Annotated in this window: 8 protein-coding genes; 3 read left to right on the forward strand and 5 right to left on the reverse strand. The window is 71.4% G+C overall.

Going from position 1 to position 11,899, the window contains the following annotated elements; translation table 11 throughout:
* Positions 1–386: 386 nt before the first annotated feature.
* Complete coding sequence (locus MXD62_RS22120) at positions 387–1,460, forward strand: ABC transporter substrate-binding protein (protein WP_248831401.1); 1,074 nt, start codon at positions 387–389, stop codon at positions 1,458–1,460.
* A 36-nt stretch (positions 1,461–1,496) separates the two neighbouring features.
* On the opposite strand, the gene MXD62_RS22125 is transcribed toward MXD62_RS22120, so the two are convergent.
* A complete protein-coding gene (locus MXD62_RS22125) occupies positions 1,497–2,693 on the reverse strand; it encodes a transposase (protein ID WP_248831402.1) in 1,197 nt (398 codons plus the stop codon).
* Positions 2,694–2,925: 232 nt separating this feature from the next.
* Between MXD62_RS22125 and MXD62_RS22130 the strand changes: the two genes are divergently transcribed.
* A complete protein-coding gene (locus MXD62_RS22130; RefSeq protein ID WP_248831403.1) occupies positions 2,926–3,663 on the forward strand; it encodes an ABC transporter ATP-binding protein in 738 nt (245 codons plus the stop codon).
* Positions 3,664–3,884: 221 nt separating this feature from the next.
* Positions 3,885–6,377 (forward strand): diguanylate cyclase, encoded by a 2,493-nt coding sequence (locus MXD62_RS22135; RefSeq protein WP_248831404.1) that lies wholly within the window; start codon positions 3,885–3,887, stop codon positions 6,375–6,377.
* Here the strand turns inward: MXD62_RS22135 and MXD62_RS22140 are convergent.
* From MXD62_RS22140 to MXD62_RS22155, 4 genes are all read right to left on the reverse strand, one after another.
* Positions 6,313–6,636: a Rieske (2Fe-2S) protein gene (locus tag MXD62_RS22140; protein ID WP_018500812.1), complete on the reverse strand. Its 324-nt coding sequence runs from the start codon at positions 6,634–6,636 to the stop codon at positions 6,313–6,315. The genes MXD62_RS22135 and MXD62_RS22140 overlap by 65 nt on opposite strands.
* A gap of 23 nt (positions 6,637–6,659) precedes the next feature.
* Positions 6,660–7,478 carry an SDR family oxidoreductase gene (locus MXD62_RS22145; RefSeq protein WP_248831405.1) on the reverse strand — a complete coding sequence of 273 codons (819 nt, stop codon included), beginning with the start codon at positions 7,476–7,478 and terminating at the stop codon, positions 6,660–6,662.
* A complete protein-coding gene (locus MXD62_RS22150) occupies positions 7,475–8,752 on the reverse strand; it encodes an amidohydrolase family protein (RefSeq protein ID WP_248831406.1) in 1,278 nt (425 codons plus the stop codon). Before MXD62_RS22150 ends, MXD62_RS22145 begins: the two co-directional genes overlap by 4 nt.
* A gap of 71 nt (positions 8,753–8,823) precedes the next feature.
* Positions 8,824–11,643 carry a branched-chain amino acid ABC transporter permease/ATP-binding protein gene (locus tag MXD62_RS22155; protein WP_248831407.1) on the reverse strand — a complete coding sequence of 940 codons (2,820 nt, stop codon included), beginning with the start codon at positions 11,641–11,643 and terminating at the stop codon, positions 8,824–8,826.
* Positions 11,644–11,899: the final 256 nt, after the last annotated feature.

The following is an 11,899-nucleotide window of genomic DNA, read 5'->3' on the forward strand; positions in this document are numbered from 1 at the left end:
GCTCACCCTACCCGAAACGGACAAAACATCCCGACCGGGATGAGCCCAGCCCGGATCCGGGAAACGCACCGGCGGGCGGACACCGTCCACCCCAGGTCACCCGTCCGGGGCCACGAGAGAAGCCCACGCCACCCTGCCCCGAATCGGCCCGGAATCCCCGGGCCCATCACCCGGCGCCGGGCCAGAACAACCACCGAAGCAGTCTTCCGCATGCGTCCTTGCGGGAGACAACCGGGAAGGGAAGCTTCGACGTGAAGCATCGCAGGCTATTCGCACTCACCGCTGCCGCCGGCCTGTTATCGGCCGCTCTCGCGGCATGTGGAAGTGACTCGGATGAGGCTGGCGCGGACACCGCCGGACTCAAGGGAGACCCGGTCGTCCTCCAGGTGATCACCACGCTGAACAGCGTGACCCCGGGTGTCGAGGTCTATCAGGCCGCGCAGGCCGCCGCGGCGGCGGTGAACGCGTCGGGAGGCATCAGCGGCCGCCCCCTCGAGATCAAGGTCTGTGACGGCGGCGCCACCGACGGACCGGCCAAGGCCGTCGGGTGCGCCCGCGACCTCGTCGCCGACAAGTCGATCGTCGCCGAGGTCGGCGATTACCACGCGTATCAGGAACAGGTCAACACGATCCTGAACCAGGCTCACGTCCCGAACATCGGCCCGCCGCCGTCGACCCAGTCCGTCCTGAACTCGCCGAACTCGTTCCCGCTCGCCGGGTCCGAGGGTGCCGGTCTGGCCGCCATCCTCGCCGACGCCGGGGCGAAGGACATCCAGGTCGCCTACACCAACGTCGCCCAGGCCGCCGCTGCCCTCCAGTTCAACCAGGTCGCCCTCCAGAAGGGTCGCGGCCTGCAGGTCAAGGGCGGCATCCCGATCGACGTGACCGCCACCGACCTCACCCCGGCCGTCACCCGCGGCGCCGAGGGCGACGGAGTCGTCCTGGCGATGATGCCGACCCACTTCGCGTCCTGGCTCACCGTGACCGCCGGCGGCGACTTCGACCAGAAGCTCTCCGTCAGCGCCTCCGTCCTGGTGCCCGAGACGCTCAAGTCGCTCGGCGACAAGACCGACGGCATCCTCGTCGCCGCCGGCCTGCCCATCGCCACCGGCGACTCAGAGGGAGCGACGCGCTTCCGCGAGGAGATGGCCAAGTACCAGCCGGGCAAGCCCATCGACCAGGTCGGCCTCATGGGCTGGCTCGACACGTGGGCCTTCGCGCAGGTCGCCCGCACCATCGACGGCCCGATCACCCGCGAGTCCGTCCTCAGCGCCTTCAGCAACCTCGAGAACTTCAACGTCTTCGGGATGCTGCCCGACGGCTACACCACCAAGACGCCGTTCACCGGCATCCCGGGCATGCCCCGGCTGTTCAACAACCAGATGATCGAGGCCGTCGTCAAGGACGGCAAGATCGAACAGACCTCGGACGGGTTCGTCCCGATCTTCAGCAGGCCTTGACGTCCTCCCCCGCGTGAACGCGGGGGATTCCAACTCCTACACACCCACCAGGGGAGGTGCGGAATGTTGAGGTTCGCGGTTCGCGGGCGCGGCCGTGACCGCGCCTCCCCGCGCGGTCACGGCCCGTCCAGCCGCGATATTGCATGCCGCGTTCACGTCCGCGTTGGCCGTATGCCCGCAGGCGACGCACCGGAACACCGCTTGGCTCTCGCGGTTCCCGGGCGCCACATGCCCGCAGGACGAGCAACACTGACTGGTGTAAGCGGCCGGGATCTTCTCCACCCGGCCGGGTGCTTTCTGTTCCAACCGCCGGGCAAGCAGACCCCACCCGTTGGCGAGGATGCCCCGGTTCAGTCCGGCTTTCTGCCGAACATTCCGGCCCGGCTGGTCGACAGTGCCTCGGGCCGACCGGGTCATGTTCGTGATGCGGAGATCTTCCACCCGGATGACGTCGAACCGGCGGGCAAGATCGGTGGAGGTTTTCTCCACCCAGTCTTTCCGCCGGTCGACCTCTCGGACCTTCACCCGGGCGATCCGGGTCCTCAGCCGGCCGCGCCGGTTCGACCCGCGTGTGGCTTTCGCCAGCCGGCGCTGGAGCCGGCGGAGCCGTTCGGCTTCCTTTGGCCTCAGCGTCGGGCAGGACAGCAGCTCCCCGGTGGACAGCGCCGCGGACACGGCGACACCCCGATCCACACCGACGACCTCGCCGACCTCGCCGGTTCCCGGCGCGGGGATCGGGTCGGGTGCTACGGCGAACGCCACATGCCAGCGGCCCGCCCGATCCCGGGTCACCCGGTACGACCTGAAGTCCGGGATCGTCCGCGACACGCGGAACCTCACCCAGCCGACCTTCGGGATCCAGCATCGGGACCACTTCCGGTTCAGCGTCTCGACCCGCGCGTTCTTCCCCACGATCTGGAAACCCTCGGACCGGCCACGTTTCCGGAAGGTCGGGCGGCGGTGCGAGCCGTTGAAGAAGTTCCGCATAGCCTGGTCGAAGTCTCGAAGCGCCTGCTGCTGAACGGTCTGCGAACCGACCCGCAGCCACTCGAACTCCGCCCGCGCTTCGGTCAACTGCCGGCAACGCTCCGCATGGTTCGGCGCGTTCCCCCGGCCGGGCGTCCACCACGACTGCTGTTCGACCGCGAGATTCCAGACAAAACGCGCGTGCCCGCAGTGCTCCTCCATTCCGACAGCCTGTTCGGCTGCCGGATCGAGCCGGTAGCGGGACATGCCCTCATTCTACCGAAAGGATTCGATCATGCGGCCCAGCAAGGGACGCCGTTTCCTCCCCGACCTAAAGACCGGGGTATCCACGGCGAGATCCCGATGACCGGCCACCGGTCCAGCACCGGCGGCAGGACCAGCCTCATTCCCCGGCCGCTGCCAGCGCCCCGCCCTGACCCGCGGGTGCGCGCCGCCCTGTGCCCCGCCGATCAGCCCGCGCCCGGGGAGGTCACCGACGATGCCCGTCGCCACCGCGCCCACTGACACCGTGCCGGCCGGCACCGCGCCCGTGCTGGAGGCGACGGACCTGTCCGCCGGCTACCGCCGGGTGCCGTGCGTCCGCAACGTCAGCCTCGACGTCCGGCCGGGTGAGATCGTCGTCGTCCTCGGCCCGAACGGGGCGGGGAAGACCACCACCCTGTTGACGCTCTCCGGGGCGCTGCCCAGTCTCGGCGGAGAGATCCGTTGGCGGGGCGAGCCCACCGACCGGTCACTGCACCACCGGGTGCGCGACGGCCTCGGGGTGGTGCCCGAGGAACGGTCGGTGATCTCGCAGCTGTCGGTGCGGGACAACCTTCGCATCGGCCCCGGACCGGTCGAACGGGCGCTGGAGCTCTTCCCCGAGCTCAGGCCGCTGCTGCGGCGGCGGGCCGGCCTGCTGTCGGGCGGTGAGCAGCAGATGCTCTCGACGGCGCGCGCCCTGGCGGCCGAGCCGGCCGTCCTGCTCGCCGACGAGCTCTCCCTCGGCCTGGCACCCAAGATCGTGACCAGGCTGATGGACGCGCTGCGCGCGGCCGCCGACCGCGGCGCGGGTGTGCTGCTCGTCGAGCAGCACGCCCGGCAGGCACTGAGCGTCGCCGACCGTGCCTACATCCTGCGCCGCGGCAGCGTGGTGTGGGCCGGCACGGCCGCTGAGGCCAGGCGGGACCTGCAGCAGATCGAGGGCGCCTATTTCGGGCAGGACACCGGCGCCTGAGGGTCGCGTCCGCGGACGCTCCGACCGGCGGGAAGGAGCGTCCGCGGACGTCCGGTGGGTGCGCGTGGAGCGACGGTCGACGCGCACCCGTCTTCCGTCCGGCCCGTCGCGGATCGCGGCCCGCTCGTCACCGGAGGTACGGTTTTCCCCGAGTGGAGTGGTCCGCCGACGGCTCGGCGCAGCGTCCCGGTGCGGCGCGGTGGACCGATCGGGGTTGGGACATGCCGAGAGGACCATCTGCGCCACGCCTGGATCCGGCGCTGCGCACGGCGGCGGCTCTCACCGCCGTCTTCGCGCTCACGGTCACCGCGTGTGCGACCGTTCTGCCCGAGCTATGGGGCTATCTCACCATCCTGCTGGCGACCAACGTCACCTGCCTGGCCACGGTGGTCGTCCTTCTCCGCACCGCCCGGAGGACCGGCGGCCCGGACCGGCGATGGCGGGTGCTCGTGGCGGCGACGGCGGTCTCCGGACTCGGGCTCGCGGCCGCGACCCTGAGCGCGGGGTTCGGCCAGGAACCGACCGCGGCCACGTCCCGCCCGGCGGTGTACGGCCTGTTCCTGCTGTCGTACCTGCCCGCGCTGGCCGGGCTCCTCTCCTTCCCCTCGGACCCCCTGCCGTCCCGGCACGTGAGCGAGGACGAGCCCGTAGCGGCCGGGCGGGCGCACCACTGGTACGCGATCGTCGTGCTGGACAGCGTCCTGGTCGTCGGCTCGCTGATCCTGCTGGCCTGGTCGGTGGTGCTGGGCCCGCTGCTGCGGACCGTCGACCTGGACGGCCTGAAATTCCTGAGCTCCTTCGGGAACCTGATCGGGGAGCTGGTCCTCCTCGTCGCCGTCCTGTCGGTCGGCGCGCTTCGCCGGCCCCGGTCGCCGTGGGCCCTCGCGCTGCTGGGGGCCGGATGGCTCACGTTGGCGGCGTCCTCGACCATGGCCGTGGCCGACGTGGTGACGGCCCGGCACGGCGTCACCCCGACCGCGCTGCTGGGATTCCCCTTCGGCTGGCTGCTGGTGCTGCTCGCCGCTCTCGTGCCGATTCCGGCCAGGGCCCCTCCCCCACAGACAGCCCACCGGGCCCGGCTCCGGGGGCTGCACGCGGCCGTGCCGTACCTGGCGCTGGCGGTCGCCGGAGCCGTGGTGCTGGCGGAGCTCGCCGTCGGCGCGCACTCAAACCTGTTCCAGGTCTACGCCCTGTTCGGCCTGTTCATGATCGTCATCGTCCGTCAGATGCTGAACCTGGGCGAGAAGTCCCAGCTGCTGGCACTGGTCGAGTCGAGCCGGCGCCAGCTACGCCACCAGGCGTTCCATGATCCGTTGACCGGGCTCGCCAACCGGGCGCTGTTCGCCGCGCGGCTGCGGCACGCCCTCGACCAGCACAGCGCCGGCGGATCGCCGTTCACGCTGCTGTTCTGCGACCTGGACAACTTCAAGGGGATCAACGACACCCTCGGCCACGCCGTCGGGGACGAGCTCCTGCGGGTCACCGCCCGCCGGCTGCGCGCGGGCACGCGCTCCACCGACACGGTCGCCCGGCTCGGCGGAGACGAGTTCGTCGTTCTCCTCGACGGGGGCACCGGCGATCCCGAGCTGCTCTGCCGCCGGCTGGCGGCCGGCGCGCGCGCCCCCTGCGAGGTCACCGGCCGGACCGTCCCGGTCGGCGCCAGCTTCGGCCTGGTCCACGTGAACCTGGCGCAGGCCCGGCCCAGCCGGCCGCCGACCGCGGACAGCCTGCTCCGTGAGGCCGACGGCGCGATGTACGCCGCGAAGCGGCAGGGGAAGGGCCGGCTCGTGGTACGCCAGGCCGGGCAGGCCGCTCCCGAGGCGCCCACCACCATCCGCGGCGATCTGGCGCTGGCGCTGCGCGGCGAGGCGGACGGCGGGATCCTGCAGGTCGTGTACCACCCGGTCGTGGACCTGCGGAACGGGCGGTTGGCCGGTTTCGAGGCGTCGCCGCGCTGGTCCCATCCGCGCCTGGGCACGGTGCCGGCCGACCGCCTCCGCCGGATGGCCGCCGACGCGCTGTCCGTGGACCTGGACGCGTTCGTGGTGGAGCGGGCCTGCCGGGATCTGGCCGGTCAGACGGTGCCGACGGTGGAGGCCGGGCCGGTCTTCGTCGCCGTTGCGGCCGACCGGCTCGTGCGCGATCCGGGCGCGCTGGCGGAGCTGGCCGGGCTCGCGGCCGACGGCGGTGCCCGCCCCGGCGCACTCGTGCTCCTGCTGACCAGGACCGACGGGGCGCTGTCCGGTGTCTCCGCCCAGGAGGTCACGGCCCGTGGCGTGCCGGAACGGTTCGCCGCCTGCGGGCTGCCACTGGCCCTGGACGGCCTGGACGGCGGCTGCCGCTCGCTGGCCCTGCTCGCCGCGCTGCCGGTCCGGGCGATCCGGCTCGACCCTGGCCTCGTCGCCTCCGCGACGACGCGGGACCCGGACCTCGCCGTGGCCGCGCGCACCAACGCCCTGCGCGCGGCCCGGCGCCGCGCCCTCACCGTGGTGGCGCCGGCGATCCACGACCGCGCGCAGGCGAGCCTCCTGGCCGCCGCCGGCTGCCATCTGGGCCAGGGCCCGGTCTACGGCGGGCCCGTCGAAATACCGTGTCGGGATGCTGTGAACGACCCCGGCGGGCCCAGTGCGGGCCCGCCGGGGTCGGCCGTCAGATCCTCACCTGGACGACCTCGTCCTCCACCCGGGTGGGAAAGACCATCAGGTCCTGGTTGAACCCGTCGGACGACGAGGGCCGGACGCAGGTGCCGGTGCGCACGTCGTACCGGCTGGCATGCGTCGGGCAGACGACGAAGCAGCCCTCCTCCAGGGAGCGCCCGCCCAGGGTGCTGCCCTGGTGCGGGCAGAGGTTCTGGAAGGCGTAGTACTCGCCTTCCACGTTGGCGACCGCCACCGGGAAACCGTCGACCTCGACGGTCATGGTCTGGCCCGGGTTGAGGTAGTCGGCCGGCAGGGCGTCGTAGAAATCAGCCACCACTATCTCCCAGCACCGATCGCCTAGTAGCTGCGGGCGCGAACGACATCGAGCTTCTGGCCGCGCGGTCGGGTCGCGATGAACACGTGGACGTCGGCGACGCTCTCGACCGTCATCCCGCCGTGCTTCCCGATCACCCGGTTGACCGTGCCCTCCGCCTGAAGGCGCGGCCACACCAGATGGGTGTGCTCCCCGTTGTCCTTCCAGTCCGTCGAGCCGCCGCCCTCACCGAGGGCCACGCCCTGGATCAGGGTCGTGACCCGGATCTCCTCCTTCTCGAACTCCAGGCCCAACGCCTGGCCGAGCGCCTCCAGGCCCGCCTTGGTCGCCTTGTAGACGGCCTCGTACGGGAACACCTCGAGGGTCACCTCGGACGAGGTGTTGATGATGTCGCCGCCGCCCGCGGCCCGCAGCAGCGGGATCGCCGCCCGGCAGGTGTAGACCGGGCCCAGCAGGTTGCAGCGCACCTGGGTGAGGATGTCGGCGTCGGTGACGGACTCGAAGGGGCACGGGCGGTGCAGACCGGCGTTGTTGATGAGGATGTCGAGCCTGCCGAACCGCTTCTCGACGGCAGCGAACGCCGCGCGCACGCTGTCCGGGTCACCGACGTCGGTGGGCAGGCCCACCGCGCGCGGACCGAGTTCCTCCTCGAGGGCCTTCAGCCGGTCCGCGCCGCGGGCCAGCAGGACCACCTCGGCCCCCTCGGCCGCGAACCGGCGCGCGATGGCCAGGCCGGAGCCGCTGGTCGCGCCGGTCACCGCGACCACCTTGCCGGCGAGCTGTCCGCCGCCGCTGTCCCCGCTGATCGGGGCGTTCTTGCTGATCGGGGCGTCCTGACTCATCGGGCCAGCACCCCGATGCCCGCCGCCTCGTTCCGCCGCCGCCACTCGTTCTTGGACATCCGGGTGGTGTCGACGTGCGCGGTGCGCGCCCGCGCCCGCAGGGCCCCGACGGAGGCCTCCTCGCGCGGGATCGTGGTGAACGGGTCGAAGCCGAAGAACCGGCAGGCGTTCTGCCAGGTGATCTTGTGGATCTCCTCGTCCGGCACGCTCGCGTCGGTCAGCTCGCCCCACAGGAGCTCCGGCGACTCCGGCCACGTCGTGTCCGTGTGCGGGTAGTCGGACTCCCACGCGATGATGTCGATCCCGATGTCGTGGCGGGCCTTGAGCCCGTGCGGGTCGGTGATGAAGCAGCCCAGGACGTGCTCCCGGAAGATCTCCGAGGGCAGCCGGCCCCCGAAGTCGTTGTGCAGCCACAACTGGTTCTTCACGTGCCGGTCGGCGCGCTCCAGGTAGAACGGGATCCAGCCGATCCCGGCCTCCGAGAAGGCGATCTTGAGCGTCGGGTACCTCCGCAGGACGCCCCCGAACAGCAGGTCCTGCGCCACCAGGGTCATGATCTGGGTGGACAGGATGATCGAGTGGTCCGGCGGCGCCTCGACCGGCAGCTTGAGCAGCCCCATGCCACCCCCGATGTGCAGGCAGAGCACGGTGCCCGTCTCGACGACGGCGTTCAGCAGCGTGTCCCAGTAGCCGGACAGCAGGCTGGGGTACCCCTGGGCGTGCGGGGCCTCCAGGAAGCTGACCGCCGGGCAGCCCTTCGCCGCCAGCCGGCGCACCTCGGCGGCGGCGAGCTCGGCGTCCCACATCGGCAGCATCCCGATGGGGATGAACCGTCCCGGCGCGCCGGCGCACCACTCGTCGATGTGCCAGTCGTTGTAGGCCTGCAGCATGATCAGGGAAAGCTGCTTGTCCGGGGCCTCGGCGAAGGTCCGGGCGTTGTACCCGGCCATGCTGGGAAAGCACATCGAGGCGAGGACGCCGTTGGCGTTCATGTCGTCGACCCGGGCCTTCAGGTCGAAACAGCCGGGACGCAGCTCGGTGTAGGTGCCGGGATCGCGCCCCCACTCCTCCGCCGGCCACCCGACCGTCGCCGCCATGCCGAACGGCGTCGAGGTGGCGGCGCCCTGGAAGACCCACTGGTCGATTCCGCTCTCGGTGCGGACGACCTTGGGTGCCAGGTCCCGGTACTTGGCGGGCACATGCTTCTCGTACATGTCCGGTGGCTCGATCGAGTGATCGTCGATGCTCACCAGAATCATGTCGTCCATCTTCATCGCCGAGGGGCCCTTCGCTTGGCGTGATCCTGGTCGGTGATTGGCGTGATCCTGGTAGTGACGAGGTCTTCTCAGCGCACCTCCCCGACGACCTCCTGAACCACGCTCTGCGCTACCTCCTCCTCCACCGTGGCATTCACGGCCTCGCCGTCCACGGTCTCGCCGTCCACGGCCTCGCGCTCCTCGCCGAGGTAGGCGGCGATCACCCGCGGGTTGGTACGGATCTCCGCCGGGGTGCCGGTCGCGATGACGGTGCCGAAGTCCATGACCACCAGCCGGTCACAGACGCGGTTGAGCATGGGGACGTCGTGCTCGACGAGCAGGATGCCGACGCCCCACTCGTCGACGAGGCGCCGCAGCAGGTCCGAGAGCTCGCGGGTCTCGGTCTCGTTCAGCCCGGCCGCGGGCTCGTCGAGAAGCAGGATGGACGGCTCGGTGGCGATCGCCCGGGCGATCGCCACCTGCCGGCGGCGGCCGTAGGACAGCACCGAGGGGACGCGGTCGAGGTCGTCGGCGAGCTCGAACATGTGGATGGCGGACCGCGCCGCCGGCGTGAGCTCGGTGTGCCGGGGGCGCACGAGATCGGTGAGGTAGGCGGCCGAGTCGCGCGGGTCGGAGGCGGTGCGCAGGTTCTCCAGGATGGTGAGCTGGTCGAACAGTTCGAGCGACTGGAAGGTCCGCCCGATGCCCAGGCGGGCGCGGCGGCGTGCCGTCATCCCGTCGATCTGGACACCGTCGAGGTGGATCGTGCCGCCCTGGATCCGGTTGAAGCCGGTGACGGCGTCGATGAACGTGGTCTTGCCGGCTCCGTTGGGGCCCATGAGCCCGACGACCTCGCCGGGCCTGACCTCCAGGGAGACGCCCCCGAGGGCCTGGACGCCGCCGAAGCGCACGGCGACGTCGCGTACCTCGAGGACCTTCGGTGGCACCCGGTGGGCGGGGGCCGGCGGGATCGACGCCCGCGCCTTCCCCGGGCCGGCCGAGGCGTCGTCGCCCTGGTCCGCCTCGGCCGGCGGCCTGCGGGTGATGCGGCCGAAGGTGAGCGCCGCCGGTGGCCGCAGGGTGGCCACCTTGGCGGCGAGACCGTTCGGGAACTGGATCAGCGTGGGGGTGAGGAGGACGGCGAGGGCCAGGGTCACGTACTGGTTGATGTCGTCGTTCGGGAAGATCTCGCCGAAGATCTTCGGTGTCAGCCCACCGGCGGTGCTCGCTCCGGCCAGCACACCGCCGAGCAGGAAGCCGACACCGCTGATGACGGTGTTGATGACGACCGCGATCGAGTTGAAGACGTTGAACTGGTTGAAGTCGACGTAGCCCCCCGCCTGGAAGGACAGCAGCACGCCACCCAGACCCGCGATGGCCGCCGAGAGGGCGAAGGAGAAGAGCTTGGCTCCGTAGACGCTGATCCCCAGCGAGGCGGCGGCGCGTTCGTTGCCGCGGACGGCGACCAGCCGCCGGCCCGCCCGGCCGCGCCTGATGTTGCCCGCCACCAGGGCGGCGAGCAGCAGCGCGGCCAGACACACGACCGCGTACCGCTTGGGGTGGCCGACGGGGTCGACGCTCCAGCCGAACAGCGACGCGGGGTCGACCACCGTTCCGTTGAGTCCCCCGGTGAGGGGAACGCTCTGGAAGAGCACCGCCTGGATGGAGTACGCCAGGCCGAAGGTGGCGATGGCCAGGTGGATACCGCGCGTCCGCAGCGCCGGCAGGCCGACCAGGACGCCGACGGGTACTGCCGCCACGATCCCGATGACCAGGGCCAGGAGGAAGGGGAGTCCGTGCACGGCGGCCAGCCGGGAGGCGACGTAGCCGCCCCAGCCGGCGAAGGCGAACTGCGCGAGGGACAGCTGGCCGCCGTAGCCGGTCACGACGACGAGCGAGACGCAGATGACCGCCCCGATGATCGTGGTGGTGAACGCGTCGGTCCAGTTGGTCGGGGTGGACAGGATCACCAGCAGCGCCACGGCCAGCACGGCTGCGACCCGGCCGGGCCGCAGCGCCCCGGTACCGATCTCGGGCAGCAGCTCGTTCACGTGGCTGCGCAGCGGCAGGCCGCGCCCCCGCACGACCAGCACCAGAATGACCACCAGGAACGGGACGGCCTCGCCCCAGCCGGCGGCGCTGACGTAGTTGGTGATCTCGGACTGCGTGATGCCGATGACCAGGGACGCGGCGAAGGCGATCGGGAACGACGCGAAGCTCGCGACCACGCAGGTCGCCAGCGCCGGGATGATCAGCAGGACGAGGGTGTTGATGTCGAGCCCGGAGATCGGGACGATCAGGATGCCGGCCAGCCCGGCGAGCATGGCGCCGAGGGTCCAGTTGGCGGCGGCGATCACGTCGGGCGAGTGGCCGGCGAGCTGGGCCGCGCGCTCGTTCTCCGCCACCGCCGAGGTCACGGCCCCGAACTTGCTGTAGCGGTAGGTCACCCAGAGGACCACCGAGATCACGGCGGCGATGGCCAGCAGGACCAGCCGGTCCGCGCCCACCGCCGGCCCGCCGAACGGGTGCACGCTGTCGGTCGGGAGGAAGGACGGCACGGTCTTGACCTGCGTCCCGAAGATGATGCGGCCGGCCTGCTGCAGCACCACCATGATGCCGAGGGTCGCGATCACCCTCGTCAGCGGCGGGGCGTTGCGCAGTGGGCGCATCACGAGCAGGTGCATGAGGGTCCCGGCGAGCCCGGAGATGAGCAGTGCCAGCACGACCGCCACCGCGGTCGGCACACCGGACTCGACGTGCAGCTGGTAGAACGCGAGCGCACCCACCGCCGCGAACGCTCCCTGGGCGAAGTTGACGACACCGGAGCCCCGGTAGACCAGAAGCAGGCCCTGGCCGGCGAGGACGTAGATCGCCCCCAGCCCCAGGCCGAGTAAGGCGAAGCGAATCATGAGGTCGAGGCTTCCCTTCCCAGTCGTCTCCCTCCACAAAGGCACTGGAGACTGCTTCGACGGCCGGCACCGCCCGGCACGACACAGCGAACTCACCGCGAATACGGCCGGGGGCAGGACGGCACGCGGGTATTTCTGGCGAACCGGGGGTGGCGATGTCCGGAACCGCGGCAGACATTCCCCGGGACCGCACACCTTCGGCTCGTGACGTCAAGCAACCACCCCGGGGGGTTTGTCCAGTTTCTGCCCCGAGCGG

The sequence above is a fragment of the Frankia sp. Mgl5 genome (assembly GCF_023242985.1).
In the GTDB taxonomy this organism is placed as follows: domain Bacteria; phylum Actinomycetota; class Actinomycetes; order Frankiales; family Frankiaceae; genus Parafrankia; species Parafrankia soli.

Excerpts from the sequence above, each read along its gene's own strand:
- MXD62_RS22125 (WP_248831402.1), bottom strand. The coding sequence starts at position 2,693 with ATGTCCCGCTACCGGCTCGATCCGGCAGCCGAACAGGCTGTCGGAATG.
- MXD62_RS22130 (WP_248831403.1), top strand. The coding sequence starts at position 2,926 with ATGCCCGTCGCCACCGCGCCCACTGACACCGTGCCGGCCGGCACCGCG.
- MXD62_RS22135 (WP_248831404.1), top strand. The coding sequence starts at position 3,885 with ATGCCGAGAGGACCATCTGCGCCACGCCTGGATCCGGCGCTGCGCACG.
- MXD62_RS22145 (WP_248831405.1), bottom strand. The coding sequence starts at position 7,478 with ATGAGTCAGGACGCCCCGATCAGCAAGAACGCCCCGATCAGCGGGGAC.
- MXD62_RS22150 (WP_248831406.1), bottom strand. The coding sequence starts at position 8,752 with ATGAAGATGGACGACATGATTCTGGTGAGCATCGACGATCACTCGATC.
- MXD62_RS22155 (WP_248831407.1), bottom strand. The coding sequence starts at position 11,643 with ATGATTCGCTTCGCCTTACTCGGCCTGGGGCTGGGGGCGATCTACGTC.